Annotated in this window: 16 protein-coding genes; 11 read left to right on the plus strand and 5 right to left on the minus strand. The window is 36.2% G+C overall.

Annotated elements, in window-relative coordinates:
• Positions 1-134: 134 nt before the first annotated feature.
• A complete protein-coding gene (locus H3T55_RS10140) occupies positions 135-1265 on the minus strand; it encodes a hypothetical protein (protein WP_225534370.1) in 1131 nt (376 codons plus the stop codon).
• 427 nt (positions 1266-1692) lie between these two features.
• On the opposite strand from H3T55_RS10140, the gene H3T55_RS10145 reads away from it, so the two are divergent.
• A complete protein-coding gene (locus H3T55_RS10145; RefSeq protein ID WP_225534371.1) occupies positions 1693-1875 on the plus strand; it encodes a hypothetical protein in 183 nt (60 codons plus the stop codon).
• Here the strand turns inward: H3T55_RS10145 and H3T55_RS10150 are convergent.
• Positions 1859-2536, minus strand: a complete 678-nt coding sequence (locus H3T55_RS10150; protein WP_225534372.1) for an ImmA/IrrE family metallo-endopeptidase — start codon at positions 2534-2536, stop codon at positions 1859-1861. The two genes, H3T55_RS10145 and H3T55_RS10150, sit on opposite strands and share 17 nt — an antisense overlap.
• Positions 2537-2540: 4 nt before the next feature.
• Complete coding sequence (locus H3T55_RS10155; protein ID WP_087641359.1) at positions 2541-2918, minus strand: helix-turn-helix domain-containing protein; 378 nt, start codon at positions 2916-2918, stop codon at positions 2541-2543.
• 299 nt (positions 2919-3217) lie between these two features.
• Between H3T55_RS10155 and H3T55_RS10160 the strand changes: the two genes are divergently transcribed.
• The 3 genes from H3T55_RS10160 (at position 3218) to H3T55_RS10170 (ending at position 4373) form a co-directional block, all read left to right on the plus strand.
• Positions 3218-3394, plus strand: a complete 177-nt coding sequence (locus H3T55_RS10160; RefSeq protein WP_225534373.1) for a hypothetical protein — start codon at positions 3218-3220, stop codon at positions 3392-3394.
• 21 nt (positions 3395-3415) lie between these two features.
• Positions 3416-3835: an ArpU family phage packaging/lysis transcriptional regulator gene (locus tag H3T55_RS10165; protein ID WP_225534374.1), complete on the plus strand. Its 420-nt coding sequence runs from the start codon at positions 3416-3418 to the stop codon at positions 3833-3835.
• A 154-nt stretch (positions 3836-3989) separates the two neighbouring features.
• Complete coding sequence (locus H3T55_RS10170) at positions 3990-4373, plus strand: phage holin family protein (protein WP_087641560.1); 384 nt, start codon at positions 3990-3992, stop codon at positions 4371-4373.
• A 45-nt stretch (positions 4374-4418) separates the two neighbouring features.
• Here H3T55_RS10170 and H3T55_RS10175 read toward each other — a convergent pair whose 3' ends face one another.
• Complete coding sequence (locus H3T55_RS10175; RefSeq protein ID WP_225534375.1) at positions 4419-5858, minus strand: MFS transporter; 1440 nt, start codon at positions 5856-5858, stop codon at positions 4419-4421.
• A 388-nt stretch (positions 5859-6246) separates the two neighbouring features.
• Between H3T55_RS10175 and H3T55_RS10180 the strand changes: the two genes are divergently transcribed.
• The 5 genes from H3T55_RS10180 (at position 6247) to H3T55_RS10200 (ending at position 14219) form a co-directional block, all read left to right on the plus strand.
• Positions 6247-7569, plus strand: coding sequence for a DRTGG domain-containing protein (locus tag H3T55_RS10180; protein WP_087641362.1), 1323 nt, complete (start codon positions 6247-6249; stop codon positions 7567-7569).
• Positions 7570-7580: 11 nt separating this feature from the next.
• Positions 7581-8531, plus strand: coding sequence for a DHH family phosphoesterase (locus H3T55_RS10185; protein WP_225534376.1), 951 nt, complete (start codon positions 7581-7583; stop codon positions 8529-8531).
• A 203-nt stretch (positions 8532-8734) separates the two neighbouring features.
• The gene (locus H3T55_RS10190; RefSeq protein WP_225534377.1) at positions 8735-9577 is read left to right on the plus strand and encodes a histidine phosphatase family protein; all 843 of its coding nucleotides are present in this window, start codon (positions 8735-8737) and stop codon (positions 9575-9577) included.
• 129 nt (positions 9578-9706) lie between these two features.
• Positions 9707-10051, plus strand: a complete 345-nt coding sequence (locus H3T55_RS10195; RefSeq protein ID WP_225534378.1) for a zinc ribbon domain-containing protein YjdM — start codon at positions 9707-9709, stop codon at positions 10049-10051.
• 811 nt (positions 10052-10862) lie between these two features.
• Complete coding sequence (locus H3T55_RS10200; protein ID WP_225534379.1) at positions 10863-14219, plus strand: M6 family metalloprotease domain-containing protein; 3357 nt, start codon at positions 10863-10865, stop codon at positions 14217-14219.
• A 104-nt stretch (positions 14220-14323) separates the two neighbouring features.
• Here H3T55_RS10200 and H3T55_RS10205 read toward each other — a convergent pair whose 3' ends face one another.
• The gene (locus tag H3T55_RS10205) at positions 14324-14656 is read right to left on the minus strand and encodes a hypothetical protein (RefSeq protein ID WP_225534380.1); all 333 of its coding nucleotides are present in this window, start codon (positions 14654-14656) and stop codon (positions 14324-14326) included.
• Between the two features lie 177 nt (positions 14657-14833).
• On the opposite strand from H3T55_RS10205, the gene H3T55_RS10210 reads away from it, so the two are divergent.
• Both H3T55_RS10210 and H3T55_RS10215 read left to right on the plus strand, forming a co-directional pair.
• Complete coding sequence (locus H3T55_RS10210; RefSeq protein ID WP_225534381.1) at positions 14834-16009, plus strand: VanZ family protein; 1176 nt, start codon at positions 14834-14836, stop codon at positions 16007-16009.
• A 66-nt stretch (positions 16010-16075) separates the two neighbouring features.
• Positions 16076-17428 carry a DEAD/DEAH box helicase gene (locus tag H3T55_RS10215; RefSeq protein WP_225534382.1) on the plus strand — a complete coding sequence of 451 codons (1353 nt, stop codon included), beginning with the start codon at positions 16076-16078 and terminating at the stop codon, positions 17426-17428.
• The last annotated feature ends 78 nt before the right edge of the window (positions 17429-17506 follow it).

Consider the following 17506-nt stretch of genomic DNA (forward strand, 5'->3'; position numbering starts at 1 on the left):
AATTGTTTAGATGAGAATAAGGTTATCCTTACTAATAGATAGTTTCACTTGGTTTATAGCTAACAAAGTATTTAATCAACTTAATTAAAGAGCCGCTCAACTGATTAGTTGAGCGGCTCTTGTCCATTTATCCGTTAATAGCGTAAAATGGCGACTAAGGATTTTTCATCGGGTGAAGCTTGTTGATCTAGGATGAACACTTTACCGCCGGTGTTTAGAATTTTATTTGTCACTTGATTCAAGACTTTTCTACGGTCAAATTCTTCATTGGACATTTCTGTCGTTTCATCAACGAGATTTGCTGTTGAGATAAAGAAGTGTGAGATTTTTCCCTCTTCTGCAGCAGGAGCGATGTCAGCAAGCTGATCTACGTATTTTTTATCCAATAAAAGATTATAGGTCGCTGTTTCATTTTTCTCCAATTCTTGATTGATTTTTTCCGCTGCTTTTTCAATGTCATTGATTGAAACTTGGGCTGGAGAAGAAGAGACAGCTGTATCTGTTTTTAAATAAGTATTTTTTGCAATTTTTTTGAATAATGTTTGATTTTCAGGCAACGCATATAAACGAATCGGCAGCTGATCAGGGTTAACAAAGGTATCTTTTAAGTAATTATCGATTGCTTGATAATAGTTTGTCCAGTCGATCTGCACCTCTTGATCTTTTGTGTTGACACCGTGATAAGCAACTCCTTCTTTAGAAGAGCCATTATAACCTGAGCCTGCTTTTGTTGAATAATTTAAATTTCCACCTGTCAATTCATCACCTAATGTGCCAACCAAGTCTGTCGGAGCATCGTCAGGCAAATCAACTTTTGTCACACGACTATTTTCAACTAGGTAAAGCTGCATCGAATCACGATTTAGCGCCATTAAATAATAACGATAATTGAATTGATTGTTTTTGATGATCCCTAAAAGATAAGGGCGATCGTCAACATAATATTGGTCGTTAACAGGAACATCTAAACGATGGATAAAAACATCATTTTCAGTGAAAATGATTGAGACACTTTTCGTTGCGTTACGCCAAAATGAGGCATCCGCAAGTAAAGCATCGATCTTATCTTGGAACGGTGCCCATGAAAGTGTCTTGTATTTTTTTTCAAAGCGGACTTTTGCAGCTTTTCCAAAGTTTTTGAACGCTAAAGAATCTTTTTCAACATCTTGATGTGCAACGTGTGTGTTTAAAATAAACGTTACAAAGGGACCGTGAACATCATCAGAGAATAAAACAGAAAGTGTGTCTTTTTCTTGATCTACCATAATACATTCCTCCTAAAATTTAAAAGCTGAATGAGCTAGTTCAGTTTAAGCTGGCTTAAAAGTAAAATAAAAAGCGGATCTCCGCGTAATCATTTACATTTTCAGCAAAACTGGTTCATGGAGCTGGTGACATTGAAACCCGTAACTACTTCTATTAAAAGTGTAGCACAGCCTTAAAAATGTTGGAACTAATATGGTTTGTCAAACATAAATGAAAGCAAAAGTTAAGAAATGCTTTATATGAGTATTTACTAATAGTTTTTTTATGAAATACAAAATAGCTATTCATAATTTTTTTAGGTGAAGATGTTAATATACCTTCATGCCAATTATCCCGAATTGGTTTTTCATACTTACTCCTACCAAGAGTAAATAACAACCTTCATTTCCACCACAGACGACGGTCGTGGTGGTTTTTTTGTTTTGAATGAAAAGAGAAAAGAAATTGACTTACACTTGGATAATAGATAAAAGAGGATACAGTGGAAGATATTTTTATCAAGATAAAGGAGTTAAAGTTCATATTCTGGATGAAAAATTTTTAGTTGAATTAAAAAACAAGGAAGCCATTTTAAAGGTTTCCTTGTTTTTAGTTATAAAGCCTCAATAAACCGATTTGTTTTGAATAGTCTTGTTTCCAGATTGGTGCCAAGTTCTATTGCTGCCCGTTGCCCTTTTCCACTAAATTTATAACGGATCGTATCAGCGTTCATTTTTGCCGCTACAAAAGAGACCCCGAAATTTGCTTGCATGGTTTGGATCAAGCGGACATATAAAGCACTCTCAGAAATGCCGAAATGCTGTGACAACTGAACTAAATTCCAGCCTTCTTTTAAAAAGCGAAATAAGACCACATCAGGAATAAGAATGGCTGAAGCACCTATATTTGCTTGAAATTCATGAAGCTCTTCGTTATAAGAATAGTGTAAACTACGTTCAGTATCTGTAAAAATCGTTTTACCATCACTCATATGAAATAAATAATGAGTGATTTCATGACTGATCGTAAAATTCTTTCTCTTCTCACTCATATTTTGATTATACCCAATAGTTGTCTCTAAAGCATCTTGGACGATCATGCCGGAAATGCGGTCTTTTGCTACACCATCGAAAGGAAATCCTCGCATGAAGACCCCTTTTGATTTAACATAATCCCAAAGATAGGAACAGTTATAGTGTTCATAGCCGATATTATTAGCAACCATTACAGCGGAGATATAATCGTTGATTTGATCTGAAAAACTAAGGTATTCATCAATTTGCTCTGTCATCCAATCACGCCTTGTCGTCTTGTTTTAGTTCGCGTTCACGCTCGATTTCAGATCTTCTGAATCGAAGAAAACGGTCCACTTCATCTTTCAATTCATCTACTTCAGCTTCTGAGAGCCCTTCAGTATTCATTCGAAACATGATTTGTGAAGAAAGAGCTTCTTCAGGAAGATTTTCTTCCCGTGCCGGAGTATTTGTTCTCCCCAACAGATAGTCTGTAGAAACATCAAAATAATCAGCGACTTTTTGAATGTTTTCTATTTTAGGAGAAGAAGTGTCCCAACGGCGGATTTGGCCATTAGAAATTCCTGTATTTCGTTCAATCTCAGCAAAAGTAACTTTCTTTTGATCAGCCAGCTCTTTGATTCTGTAAGTTAAACTCATGTTTTTCAACCTTTCATAAGCTTAAATGAAAAATAAATTAGCTTTTAAGCTATTTTTAATTGACAATTAGCTTTTAAGCTATTATACTATTCTTATAAGCTAATTTATAAGTAAACAGCTACTCAAGCAATTTCTTTACGCGATCAACATAATGAAAGCAGTGATCAAAGTAGAGAGAAGCTTGTTTAACTATATCTATATAATAGCGTAAAAGCTATTATTTGTCAATTTATTACTTTATATTAGCAAATTTACTAAGAAGGGAAGTATTAAGAAGCTTTAAGAGGAGGAGGAACGATATGAAAAGACGTAAAGCAAAAAGCAAGTTGCTTGTTCATTTTTTAAATTTGGCAGAATCAGGTGATAGACAGGCAGAAGCTCAGGCAAAAGAATTGGCAAAAGAAATTTTTAAAGAAGAGCAGGAAGTAAAACTGACAGAGAAAAGTTTAGCGAGTCAACAAGCAATTGAAGACTAATTATAAAGGAGAGGATAAATAATGATATTGTTTCCCGAAATCGATCGAAAGAAAACGAAAAAAAAGGTTCATGAGCTATTGAGCACCTATCGCTCTTTATTGAGAATTGCTGGAGATAAGCATGTTCCTAAAATCACCGCAGCATACGTTTTTGAAGTGCATCCAAGCACGAACAAAACAGGACAACGAACGGAAACGATCATTGATCGTAAGAAATTGGCAGCAAATGAGTTGACCAAAATCATCAATGCGATGAATCAATTAGATCGATATGATCGGCAATTACTTTATGACAAATATATGGACCGCCATTTTACCACTAATATTGCATTATATATGAACTACCATATGAGCGAAAGTAAGTTTTATCGTGAATTGGATAAAGCAATGATTCGTTTTGCAGAGTCTTATGAAAGTGGTGAATTATTGATAGAAAAGTGACATGATTTTGGGAGAAAAACGGCAGCTGAAGTAAATGAAAAACAGGTAAACTAATGATACTCATTAGTAAATGAAGACAAAGAGACTAAAAATAAGACATTCGTTAGACTATTGGGTACTCCTATAAAATAAAGAAAAGGTGGTAATTATGAAAATGTTTGAGTATTTAGATCGTTTTCTAGTAGATGCTGATCACAAAGCAATTTACGTATTGGCTTTGATTTGTGTTGCAATGATCATTGATTTTTTAAGCGGTAGTTTAGCAGCAAAAATCAATCCAGATATTCATTTTTTAAGCAAAGTGGGGATCAATGGAATTTTAAGGAAAATTGCGAGTATGGTACTACTCATGTTTTTTGTTCCGTTGGCACCCTTGATTCCAGGTGGAACAGGTGTAGGCTTGATCTATGTGTTATATATCGGCTATCTGTTGATGGAATTGAAGTCCATTTTGGAAAACTACAAAAAAATGGGGATTGGTACAGAACTATTTGAAGAGTTTCTTAAAAATTTCAAAGATGATAAAGATGAAAAATGATCGAGAACAAACTAAAAAAAGGAAACTGAAGCAGAACTTCTGCAATCAGTTTCCTTTTTCTAGTTTTAATGATCGATAGAATGTTAATCCAAGTGCTGATAAGCAGAGGATAAATGAACCTAAAAAGGTTATCCGCATACCGAAAATAAAAATATCAGGTCGTTCATTGATATAAGTTGTGACTCGAGAGCCGTAGGCAACGCTCATCGAATGATACAAAATAGTTGTTGCTAAAGCGATCCCCAACACCATTCCTAGATTTCGAGCAAATGAATTCATACTTCCGGCTACCCCAAGATCTTCTTTAGCAACGCTGCTCATCACAGTAGTATTGTTTGGTGATTGAAATAAGGCGTTCCCTAGACCCATGATTCCTGTTGCTAAAATATAGTACCAGAGCGGTGTCCCTTGATTTAGGAACATGTACATCAAAGAAGTAATGGACAATAAGACCAATCCGGCGAAGGTCAATAATTTCGTTCCGATTTTATCGGTCAAATAACCGCTGATCGGAGAGCCGACGACCATCAATAAAGGAAAGACCATCATCAAAAGTCCTGCTTTACTGGCGGGTAATCCTCGTGCATTCTGTAGATAAAAAGGAATGACGACATTCACAAAGAAGTTTGAAGAAAAAATCAAAACAGCTGTGATCAAACTCATAGTAAACACTTTATTTTGAAAAATCGTAAATGAAATAAGCGGCTGTTCGATTCTTTTTTCAATACGCAAAAAAGCTATGAAAGCAACTAATGCTAATATAAATAAGACGATCGGCAAGATAGCGGTGAACCCAAGTTCTTGCCCAATAAAGATTGCGCCAAAAAAAGTCATGATAAATGCAGCGAATAAACCAAAACCTGGCATATCCACTTTCTTTCCGCTTTTTGTAATATCTTTTGGTAAGAATTTTTCACAAATCAAAATAGTGATGATTCCTACTGGAACATTGATCCAAAAAATATACGGCCAAGAAAACTGTGATAAAATCAGACCGCCGATTCCCGGCCCTGCAATTGAACCTAATGAAACGAATGCACCGATCGAACCCAGCGCTCGGCCGCGCTCTTTCAAAGGGAACACTTCTGTGATGATCCCTGAATTTGTCGCCATCGTCATACTTGATCCGATCCCCTGAACCATTCGAGCAAATAAAAGAAAGCCTAGTGAATGATTAAATCCACACAACAAAGAACCGATTGTAAAGACGATCGTTCCAATGCGGTAGACTTTGATTTTACCGAAACTGTCGCCTATCTTGCCAAATAGCAGTAAGCAAGCACAGACGATGATTAAATAGATCGAAACGATCCATTCGGACTGGTTCATCGGTACGCCCATGTCCTTGGATATTGTAGGCAAAGCAATATTCACAATACTGGCGTCTAAAGTCGACATGAAAGTAAACATGGCAACCGAAACCAAAATCCACCACCGATTTTTTTGAACGATCGGATTTTCTTGAAAACTATTCACTGATTCCATTTCTTCATCTCCTTAAACAACACTGTAAACAGTCCGTTACTATAGTACTCCTTTTTTCAGAAAAATGTCAGTAAAAATGAAAAAATAAATAAGTATGAGAAACAAAAAAACATCTATCTTAAATTAGAACGAAGAAAATCACTTGCTCGATCGCACTTTGTCTATCTATTTATGTTATCTGTTATAATAAATGAGGAAAAACTGTACTAAAAAGTCTCATTTTTTGTTATACTTTTTTTAAGAAGTCGATAAATAAGGAGTCGGGACTGTTTTAGTATAGAGCTTGGAAGAAATAAAACAGGATCTTTTTATCAGAACCAATCAAGTGGAGTTGAAGAAATAGAAAAGTAGATAGATGCTTAAGAACATAGATTTTTAGGAGGATATTATGGCGACAAAACACGATCAAATATTAAAATATATTGAAGGATTGCCGATCGGCGATCGAATCTCAGTCCGAAGTATCGCAAAAAATCTTGGTGTTAGTGAAGGAACCGCGTATCGTGCTATCAAAGATGCTGAAAACATTGGATTAGTTTCGACCATTCAGCGTGTTGGAACGATTCGGATCGAACGGAAATTAAAAAAGCATATTGAAAAATTGACCTTTGGTGAAGTAGTTCGAATCATTGAAGGAGATGTGCTGGGCGGATCTTCCGGCTTAGACAAAGTTCTGAATAAATTTGTCATCGGTGCGATGACAGAAAAGGCGATGACTCGTTATATCACGCCTGGTTCACTGATGATCGTGGGGAACCGCCAGGGAGTGCAAAAACTGGCGTTGGAAAATGGCGCAGCAGTGTTGATCACGGGTGGCTTTGATACAGAAAAAGAAATTGCTGAACTGGCAGATGAACTGGAAATGCCTGTACTCAGAACGACGTATGATACATTTACGGTGGCTACCATGATCAATCGAGCGTTGAGTGATCAACTCATCAAAAAAGATATCATGCTGGTCAGTGATATCTATACAAGTCTGGAAAAAACGAATTATTTGTTTTCAACAAATACGATCGCAGATTATCAAAAACTATCTGAAAAAACACATCATTCACGCTTTCCTGTCGTGAATAAGAGCCTGCGCTTAGTGGGAATAGTCACAGCTAAAGATGTTCTTGGAAAAGCGGAGACTTTGACAATGGACAAGGTGATGACTAAAGATCCAATCATCGTCAAAAAAATGATGAGTGTTGCAAGTGTTAGTCATCAAATGATTTGGGATGGACTAGAGGTGATGCCGGTTGTTGAAGATGACCTATCACTGGTTGGATTCGTTTCCAGACAAGACGTGATGAAAGCCATGCAGCTTGTTCAAAGACAGCCTCAAATCGCAGACACGATCTCAGATCAAATTTCAGGAGAAGTGATGCCGGTCGATGATACTGACAGGAATGAAGAGGGCCAATTTAGATTTACAGTGACACCGCAAATGGTTAATAGCGTAGGAACGATTTCCTTTGGTGTTCTAAGCGAGATCATTTCGAATGTGACACAGCGAACCATGATCACCAATCAAAGAAGAAATGTTTTGATTGAACAAATGAGTCTGCACTATCTACGTCTGATCCAACTGGAAAGTGAACTTGATATAAGACCACGTGTACTGGAAATTGGACGACGTTCAGCAAAACTTGATATCGAGGTGTATTTAGAAAACGCATTAGTGGCCAAAGCAATCGTGGTTTGCCAAGTCATGGAACGGACATAGGAGGAATGATGATGGATGTTTTAAAAGACATTTTAACAACAATCAAAGCATATGAAACAATTATTATACATCGCCACCAGCGACCTGATCCAGATGCAATTGGTTCACAAGTTGGGTTGGCTGAACTTTTACGTACCAGTTTTCCGGAAAAAAAGATCTATCAAGTCGGCGGACCTGTTGAAGGGCTAGATTTTTTAGCGACAATGGACGAAGTTCCTGACGAATATTATGAAGATGCACTTGTGATCGTCACGGATACAGCCAATTCTCCTAGAATCAGTGATGATCGTTATAAGCTGGGAAAACAATTGATCAAAATCGACCATCATCCTAATGACGAGCCTTATGGTGATTTGGTTTGGGTCAATACTAATGCGAGCAGCTGTAGTGAAATCATTGTTGATTTCTATCATCATAATCAATCAGAGCTAACGATGAATGACGAAGCAGCAAGACTACTATATGCAGGAATCATTGGCGATACTGGCCGTTTTTTATATCCTGCGACTACCTCTCATACCTTAGAGGTAGCAGCGGAATTAATGACCTATGATTTTGAACCAGTTGATTTAAATCGTGAACTGGAGCAGATGCCAATGAAAGTGGCGAAATTAGCAGGTTATGTATATCAAAATATTGAGGTTGACGAAAATGGTGCTGGAAAGATCATTCTACCGCAAAGTTTGCTGGATGAATATGGCATCGTTGATTCAGAAACAGCCGCTATCGTCTCTTTACCAGGGATGATCGATGAAGTGCTAGCCTGGGGGATTTTTGTACAACAGCCGGAAGGCTATTATCGTGTACGTTTAAGATCAAAAGGACCTGTGATCAATGAGTTAGCGAAAAAACATCATGGTGGTGGGCATCCTTTAGCTAGCGGTGCTAATGCTAAAGATAAAGCAGAAGTGACAGTTATTTATGAAGAAATCCAACAATTGTGCAAAGAATTCAAAAAATAACGTATGAAAGCATTTACAATTTGATGCTATTCCATTATACTAAAGCTAGTTGAAGAGTGGATAGTGATTGTCGTAGACAAGCTAAACCTGATTATACCAAGTGTTTTTATTTGGCATAGTTAGGTTTTTTCTTTTTTTAAAGGGAGGATTACTATTATTTCTATTCAACAAAAAATAATGCTTAGGATAAAGGAGACAGGAAAATGAAATTGAGAAAATTGTTTGTTGGAGCAGCATTAGTAGCGATGGTTTTAGCAGGTTGTAGTAATGGAACAGCAACAGAAGAGAAGAAAGCGGATACAAAAAAAGATGAAAATTCTGAGGTCGTGATCTATCTTGCTCGTCATGGAAAAACGATGTTGAATACGGTCGACCGTTCCCAAGGCTGGATCGATGCCCCATTGACGCCAGCAGGAGTTGAAGTAGCAGAGCATTTAGGTAAAGGATTATCGGATGTAAGCTTTGATAAAGTCGTAACCAGTGATAGTGGGCGTGCGATCGAAACGGCTGAGTTAGTTCTGCAGAATAATGGACAAGAAGATATGATCAAAGAGATGACGAAAGACAAACGTTTGAGAGAATATAATTTTGGTACCTATGAAGGGTTAATGAATGAGGAAATGCTGACAGCTGTTGCAAAAGAGCAAGGAAAAACTTTTGAAGAATACAATGAATGGATGAAGGAAGTTGGTTTTTATAAAGGAATTCTTGACTTTGCAGATGTATTATCTGAGTTAGATAAGAAAAATGTTGAAGAAGGTGTCAACTGGCCGGCAGAAGATAGCCAAACGATCATTACTCGCCTGACCGATGCGTTGGATGATCTAGTCAAAGATGCTCAAAAAGAAGGAGCGAATAATGTTTTAGTCGTTTCTCACGGGATGAGTATCATCACATTATTGGGTGAACTGGATTCGAATGCTGACTTGCCGGATGGCGGTTTGAAAAATGCAAGTGTATCAAAAGTCACCTATAAAGATGGCAAATATACAGTCGACAGCGTGAATGATCTTTCATATGTAGAAAAAGGCCAAGAAACAAAATAAGGTGTATGTCCATCCTCCTTCTAGCAGGGCTTTCTTTTCACTAGAAAGTGCGATAGAATGAAGTAGATTGAAAGCAATCGGTGATGCTAACAGATTGCTTTCTGACTGATTAGTTAAAGGAGAAATGAAATGGAAAATTTACCAAGTTGCCCTGAATGCGGCTCTACTTATACTTACGAGGATCGCGGCATGATGATTTGTCCAGAATGTGGGCATGAATGGTCGACAGAAGAGACGGCTGAAGATACCGCAGCCGTAATCAAAGATGCTAATGGGAATGTACTAGCAGATGGTGATAATGTCACAGTCATCAAAGATCTGAAAGTCAAAGGTGCCAGTGGTGCAATCAAACAGGGAACGAAGGTCAAAGGAATTCGTTTAGTTGCGGATGCAGCCGACGGACATAATATTGATTGTAAAGTGGAAGGCTTTGGTCCGATGAAGTTGAAATCGGAATTTGTGAAGAAGAATTAGGTTGTCCTATTTATTTGTAGGTAATATCAACATTTATTTGGAACAAAGTTTGACGCTACTTTTATGAGACAATAACCAGAATAAACCTTTATTGAAGAATAACCGTTGCTTGAATAAGCTTCTGGTTATTTTTTTTAACTCATTCTACATTTTGTTGATCAAAGCAATTATAAACTTGCCAAAATACAGAATTTACTGGTTTTAATTAGTAAGTAGATGTAATCAGTAAAAAAATAGGAGAAAGCTTATCAAGAATAGCGCAGATAGAAGTACGTTTGCGGATTTCCGCTAATAAAAAAAATCTTTAAATAGAGTTAACAGTATCATTGCCAACAGAATATATATCTGCAAGATACCCTATTAAAAGTTCAATAATATTATTTTTATGTGTTTTGATGAGCTTTCCGATTATTTGCCACAAATGTGGATACTTCATATAGTGAATAGTATTGCAATAATCGTTGATCTAACAAAACAAATTTCAAAATTTATGATTGACGTTTACTATCAAGCAATATGTTTGATAGTACTGAAAGAACTAACTCTTAAGAAGGGCATATTTTTTTAATTCTCCATACAATCGAATTAGGTATTAGGAAAATAAATGGAACAATATATTTGGAAAATGTTAATAAATATATATGAATTATATTCTAAATAAAATAAATAACATATTTTTTGTAGATTTATCTGTTTTTCTAAGTTAAAATTAAGTGGATCAAGTGATAAATTACTCTTTCAAATTTGCTACTTGTTCAAGTTATAAAGACAAAGTTTTTAGCTTTGAAAAATGATAAAGGAGTGGGACAACATGAAATGGGGAAGCAGGTTTTTATTGGGGGTAGGTATGATAGGGAGCTTTTTAGCATGCAGTATTCATTCAAATGCAGCTCCAGCTGATACTGAAATTGGAAGTTATCAGCAACCTACTGGACAACAATTTGAAGCGCAGATTATTGGTGATGAGTATCTCAGCTATACTCTAGCGAATGAGACAGGAGATTTGATTGAATTATCAAAAGATGGATACTGGTATTATAGTCTCTTTGATGATGAAACAAAGCAAACAATAGCCTCAAAAAATAAATACTTGATTGACGATCGACCTTCTTCTGCTTTATCTAGTAAAGATATCGGGAAATTAAAGCCAAAAAGATCAGAAGAAGTGGCAGTAAGAAGTTTAAAATCAGTCCCAAAGTGGAATAAAGAACAGTCTCTTTTAGTTGTTTTGGTTGAATTTAGTGACGTAAAACTTAACTATTCAGATGCTGACTGGGAGAAACGAGTATTTTCACAAACAGAAAAAAGCTTATCTAGTTACTACAAGGAAGCAACAAAAGAAATGATTGATCTAAAACCCGTGAAAAAGAAAGACGGGAAACAAGATGGTATAGTTCGAATACAATTAGAAAGAGAACATCCAAAAGCTGGAAATCAATTTGATTTAGCACGACCAGCTTTAAAAGAGGCGCTAGAAAAGCTACAAGATTATGTAGATATAACAGAATATGATCAAAATAAAAATGGGATCATTGAACAAAATGAAATGCATATAATGGCAATCTTCGCTGGGTATGAAGCGTCAAGTATTAAAATGACTGATAGTGTTTGGGGACACAAAGGAAGTTTTCAAGGAAGACCGATCGGTTATCCAGTCGTTGATGGTATCAAGTTAAACAACTATACATTATTTGGTGAAACTATGGTCAAAAAAAATAGTGATCCTACTAAGCAATATGAGTATCAGTCAGAATTAGGGTTAGTCGCACACGAATTTGGTCACGATCTAAAATTACCAGATTTATACAATTCTGAGAGAATGATCATTGAACATGAAGGGAAATATGTAGAGGTATCCAATGGAGACGGTTTAGGGAAATATAGTTTGATGGCAGGTGGCTCTTGGACTTACCTTGAAGGTGAAGAAGCTGGAGCGACACCGACGCATCTGGATGCATATTCTAAAGTGATGCTTGGAGTGGTTGAACCTCAAGTTGTCAACAAAGAGCAAACCGTTAGCGTCAATCATATAAGCAGTCCGGACTTTAATGTTTATCGAATAAATACAGCGAATCCTCAAGAATATTTTTTAATTGAAAATCGGCAATTAGTAGGCTTTGATGCATCGTTGAAAAGTACTATTTATTCTGAAGAACATGGAACCAAGCCAATCGTTGCTTCTGGTGGAATCGGAGTTTACCATATAAACGAAGCATTCTCGACCAACACATCACCTACCTCTCAACTAGTGACTATGAAAGAGGCTGATGAAGGAATTTTAGGCTATTCAAAATTAAAGGAACCTAGATATTATGCAACGAATAACTATGATGGCTTTTACTATATAGGGCAAGGAGGGCACGATAAACCACAACAAAACACACTATACAAAACAACGGTTCCGTCGACAAAAACAACGAGTGGAGATTATGCAAAATATAATATGATTGTTGAATCCAAATCAAGTTTAAATATGCGTGTTTCTTTTGTAGATGATCCAGTTTCTGTAACAGGTGTAACGATTGATCCTGTTGATAAAGTTCTAGTCGTGGGAGAATCACAGCCGTTAAAAGCTCAGGTTGTACCTGCTAACGCAACGAATAAGAAGGTAATGTGGCGTTCTTCTGATGAAAAGATAGCAGTAGTTGATGAAAATGGGATTGTTACAGCTAAAGCCAAAGGTTCTGTTACCATTAATGTTGAAACAGAAGATGGCTCAAAAAAAGCCGATTGTACGATAGACGTTACTATTGAAAAGAAGCTTTCAGAATGGTTTGAAGATCAGAATCTAGCTACTATGATTGGATACAACTTAGATTTGATACTTACAGATAAAGTTACTGAAAAACGTTTATCACAAGTGAAAAAATTGGATCTGCGTTCTGAGCGAGCTATTTCTGCTATTAGCGACTCAGCTTCAAGATACGATAATCTTCTTTATTTTCCAATGGGGTATGGGAAAGATATACAGAATTTAAAGGGATTTGAAGTATTTAATGATTTGGAAGAGCTTATTATACCCTATTATTTCTCATATGAAGCGATTGAAAACATCAATTTGATTGAACAATTACACAAGATAAACACCATAGGAGTCAATGAAGTGTCAAGTGCTTTATCAAAAGTGAATTTCGATTTAGCTAAAATAACAACCTTGTATGTTGAATCACTTGGTGAGAGTGATATATCTTATCTTGAAAAAATGACAAACCTGAAGTCAATTAATTACTATGCTTCAGACGGTCGTGATCATAGCGGGTATGGTTGGATTGATACTCCAGTTGTTACTGCGTTAGCAAAAAATAAAAATTTAGAAAAAATCGATAGTTTCTATTTTTCTGAAACTAAAGCACTTCAACTAGTGCAAACAATTCCTAACTTAAAAGAACTTGTCGTTTCAGGAGTGGAATTCAATGAAGAAAATCTAAATTATTTGCAACAATTGTCTAAAATAGAAAAATTATCGGTCAAAGAGATTTCTTTGGATAAAACTGATTCTTTAGACAGTTTCAAAAACATGAAAAATCTATATGCGCTGTCATTTGATTCATCAAATATGAAAATTGATTTTTCGGTATTATCTGAATTAGACAACCTTAAAGAACTAAGTATTGCTGCTGCAGATGCACAATGGGAAACACTTTCAAAATTACCTGGTCTTACGAAACTGACAATTGAAAATAGTGGTTCTAACATTAATAGTCTTACTTTTTTACAAACTATGGGAAATTTAGAAAAATTAGTGATTGATCGTGTAGATGATGTAGATAATTATTCAGAAGTGGGAGAGTTAAAAAAATTAAAACAACTTTCTTTAAAAATAGACAGTTCTGAATATAAATCAGATTTATCTGCATTAGGTAAACTTAAACAGCTTAAGGAACTAGATTTACATGGTATTTACTTCTATGATGAAGAAAGACCCCAGGATAGTAGCTTTTTGCGGAGTTTAACGGAATTAGAAAGATTGAATCTTGAATTTACAGGCTTCAATGATATTGATACGCTTCGTCTTATGAAGAATCTGAAATATTTCAATTATGGATATTGTATTCTTGAGGAAGAGCAAGTATTGGATTTATTTGCAGATTCTAGAGGAGTGTATTTACGCCCAGGATATAGCTCATCGTTAGAAAATGAATATCCAAATATTTATTTTTTACATTAAAAATTTAAATGATTAAATAGCCAATTTTTATAAAGAGAAAACATCTGAAGATTAGTAAGCGAACTTCTTATAAGGTATAAGTTGATCAGCCAATCTTCAGATGTTTAATTTTTATGATCGGATTGTTCATGGAAAGATTGGATTCTTTTTACACCCCTCCAAAGATTGATAATTACTAGGGCACAACCTAAGATAAGAGGCAGCCATAAGAGCTCGAAAGGGTATTCTAGTCTAGCAAGTTGCTCTGATGTCTGAGTATCTTGCAAATTCCAAAGCACTTGAAGCACTTGAAAACTAAACACCATCATGAAAGACGCTATCAATAAAAGGACAAAACCAATATAATGGATCTTGCTTTTTTTCCGAATAATAGCAAAAATGATATATAAAAAGACTAAAAACATAGGAACGCCAAAAGCAAAATAAGCATTTAACATACAATAACCTCCTAAAATAAAAGTTTATGGAATTAGCTAAGTAAGTGTAGCTGACTATTTATTTCAATCATACTGCAAATTTTTTGATTTGCAAAATATATTTTTTATTAAATTAACTTGTTATGAATGACAACGGGACCGTTTTTTACTACACTAAATAGGAGGAAGTGAACCAATATGTCAGCTTATACAGTACCGATCAAAACCGCGATGATCGTTTTTCCTTTTTTAGCTTTTGCCATTTCATTTGTTTTGGTGATTCGAGAGTATCGTAAATATGGGACGTTTTTATTATGGCGGGCGATTATTCTCTATTCATTTGTTTTCTATCTACTTTGTGCTTATTTTTTAGTGATTTTACCCTTACCGCCAAGAGCAGAAGTTGCTCAGTATACGGGGCAATATTTGGAGTTACGACCTTTTTATTTTGTGGAACGCTTCTTAAATGGAACGGTATTGAATATACATGACCCTAGTACATTTGTGCCTGCCTTAAAGCAAAGTGTCGTTTTAGAGCCCGTATTTAATATGTTACTTTTGGTGCCTTTTGGGGTTTATTTACGCTACTATTATAAATTTACGTTTAAAAAAGTTGTGATAGCTAGTTTTTTATTATCCTTATTTTTCGAGTTGACGCAATTGAGTGGCTTATATTTTATTTATCCTAGACCATACCGCTTAGCAGATGTGAATGACTTGATCAACAATACCTTCGGCGGAATCATCGGCTATGTGATCACTCCTATGCTGACCTTTTTATTTCCGACAAGAGATGAGCTGGATGAAGCTGCGTATGAAAAAGGACAGTCCGTTAGCTTGTTTCGACGTTTTGCAGCATTTTTGATCGACTGGTTTGTCATTTCGATCGTGCAAGCTATAGTGACATTTTCGCTTAAGCTAATTCCAGAATATCGTAAACTGGTGTCAGCCTATCCTTTGATCGAAACACGCGGCTGGTTTTTTGTTATGGTTTTCTTAGTATTTATGGTGCTGCCAACGTTTACGAACGGTGAAACGATCGGTAAAAAAATCGTACGTATCAAAATCGTCCAAGAAGGACGTGAGAAGATCAGTTTTAATGCGTTATTTATCCGTTATGGATATCTATATTTTGTCTATGGCTTGATCAGCTTGTTCATTGCTGGACCGGCTGAATTACTTAATTCTACCAACCAGATGCTCCAACTAGTCACCTTGATGATCTTTTTATTTTGTATGCTGTTGTTGCTGCTATTTGTTCTTAATGTTACCTACGTGCTTTTACGTAAGAAACGACGCTTGTTTTATGAGAAGGCTAGTCACACCTATACGGTCAGTACGATAGAAAGAGAGAAAAAAATCGAAAATGACTAAGCTCCCGACATTTTTGTGGTATAATGCATGAGGACTTAGACAACAAGGATAGAAAGCGGTGAGAAAATGAGTTCATTTAAACAATTTCAATTCAATGATTTTATTATGGAAGCATTAGCAGATAAAGGGTTTGAACAGCCAACAGAAGTACAGGAAAAGCTGATTCCTGTAATAAAAAAAGGCAAAAGTGTGATCGGTCAATCTCAAACAGGGAGCGGGAAGACACATACTTTTTTACTCCCATTGATGAATAAGATAAATCCTCAATTAGATGAGGTGCAAATCTTGATCACGGCGCCAAGTCGAGAGCTGGCGAATCAGATTTATCAAGAAGCAAGCCAGATCGGAAAATTCAGCCAGCCGGAAATTCGTGTGACGAATTTTGTTGGGGGAACAGACAAACAGCGTCAGATTGCTAAACTAAAAAATCAGCAGCCTCATGTTGTAATCGGAACACCAGGAAGAATCTTGGATTTGATCAATGAACAGGCTTTAAAAGCACACACGGCATTTGCTTTCGTTGTGGATGAAGCGGATATGACATTGGATATGGGCTTTTTAGAAGATGTAGATCAAATTGCCGGCCGTCTGCCGAACAACTTACAGATGCTGGTTTTTTCTGCAACGATTCCTGAAAAACTGAAACCATTCCTTAAAAAGTATATGGAAAATCCTGTTGTTGAGCATATTCAGCCGAAGAACATCATTTCTGAAACGATCGATAATTGGTTGATTTCAACGAAAGGCAAAGATAAGAACCGTTTGATTTATCAATTATTGACAATAGGTCATCCCTATTTAGCGATCGTCTTTGCGAATACAAAACAGCGTGTGGATGAAATCACGGAGTACTTGAAAGGCCAAGGCCTAAAAGTGGCGAAGATCCACGGCGATATTTCTCCAAGAGAACGTAAACGAGTGATGCGTCAAGTGCAGGACTTAGAATTTCAATATGTAGTTGCTACTGATTTAGCAGCTCGCGGAATCGATATTGAAGGGGTTTCTCATGTAATCAATGCAGAAGTACCAAGCGATTTAGATTTCTTTATCCATCGTGTTGGAAGAACAGGTCGAAATGGCTTAGATGGCACTGCAATCACACTTTATTCGCCAGCAGATGAAGAAGCGATTTCCGAAGTAGAGCAATTAGGTATTGAATTTCATCCAAAAGAAATCAAAGATGGTGAAGTTGTTGCTACATATGACCGTAACCGTCGAACAAAACGTGAGAAAAGCAAAGATGCACTTGAAGATCCTACGTTGATTGGCTTAGTCAAGAAGAAAAAGAAAAAAATCAAGCCAGGCTACAAGAAAAAAATCGATCGTGCGATTTCTGCCAGCAATAAACAAAAACGTAAAGTTGAACGTCGTCAACAAACGAGAACAGCAAAAAAAGCAAAGAAAAACAGTTATAAATAGTTGAGCTGAGTTTGAGATAGAAGTATTCAAGAAGAGGGAGCTACTTCTGAACCTACCGCTTATTCTTTTTTTAAAGGA

It is taken from the genome of Enterococcus sp. S22(2020) (assembly GCF_020295385.1).
In the GTDB taxonomy this organism is placed as follows: Bacteria; Bacillota; Bacilli; order Lactobacillales; family Enterococcaceae; genus Enterococcus_L; species Enterococcus_L dunnyi.

Bases quoted from the DNA above. Each gene is read 5' to 3' on its own strand.
- H3T55_RS10155 (WP_087641359.1), bottom strand. From the start codon at position 2,918: ATGAGTTTAACTTACAGAATCAAAGAGCTGGCTGATCAAAAGAAAGTT.
- H3T55_RS10165 (WP_225534374.1), top strand. From the start codon at position 3,416: ATGATATTGTTTCCCGAAATCGATCGAAAGAAAACGAAAAAAAAGGTT.
- H3T55_RS10160 (WP_225534373.1), top strand. From the start codon at position 3,218: ATGAAAAGACGTAAAGCAAAAAGCAAGTTGCTTGTTCATTTTTTAAAT.
- H3T55_RS10170 (WP_087641560.1), top strand. From the start codon at position 3,990: ATGTTTGAGTATTTAGATCGTTTTCTAGTAGATGCTGATCACAAAGCA.
- H3T55_RS10140 (WP_225534370.1), bottom strand. From the start codon at position 1,265: ATGGTAGATCAAGAAAAAGACACACTTTCTGTTTTATTCTCTGATGAT.
- H3T55_RS10150 (WP_225534372.1), bottom strand. From the start codon at position 2,536: ATGACAGAGCAAATTGATGAATACCTTAGTTTTTCAGATCAAATCAAC.
- H3T55_RS10180 (WP_087641362.1), top strand. From the start codon at position 6,247: ATGGCGACAAAACACGATCAAATATTAAAATATATTGAAGGATTGCCG.
- H3T55_RS10175 (WP_225534375.1), bottom strand. From the start codon at position 5,858: ATGGAATCAGTGAATAGTTTTCAAGAAAATCCGATCGTTCAAAAAAAT.
- H3T55_RS10215 (WP_225534382.1), top strand. From the start codon at position 16,076: ATGAGTTCATTTAAACAATTTCAATTCAATGATTTTATTATGGAAGCA.
- H3T55_RS10145 (WP_225534371.1), top strand. From the start codon at position 1,693: ATGAAAAGAGAAAAGAAATTGACTTACACTTGGATAATAGATAAAAGA.
- H3T55_RS10190 (WP_225534377.1), top strand. From the start codon at position 8,735: ATGAAATTGAGAAAATTGTTTGTTGGAGCAGCATTAGTAGCGATGGTT.
- H3T55_RS10200 (WP_225534379.1), top strand. From the start codon at position 10,863: ATGAAATGGGGAAGCAGGTTTTTATTGGGGGTAGGTATGATAGGGAGC.
- H3T55_RS10185 (WP_225534376.1), top strand. From the start codon at position 7,581: ATGGATGTTTTAAAAGACATTTTAACAACAATCAAAGCATATGAAACA.
- H3T55_RS10210 (WP_225534381.1), top strand. From the start codon at position 14,834: ATGTCAGCTTATACAGTACCGATCAAAACCGCGATGATCGTTTTTCCT.
- H3T55_RS10195 (WP_225534378.1), top strand. From the start codon at position 9,707: ATGGAAAATTTACCAAGTTGCCCTGAATGCGGCTCTACTTATACTTAC.
- H3T55_RS10205 (WP_225534380.1), bottom strand. From the start codon at position 14,656: ATGTTAAATGCTTATTTTGCTTTTGGCGTTCCTATGTTTTTAGTCTTT.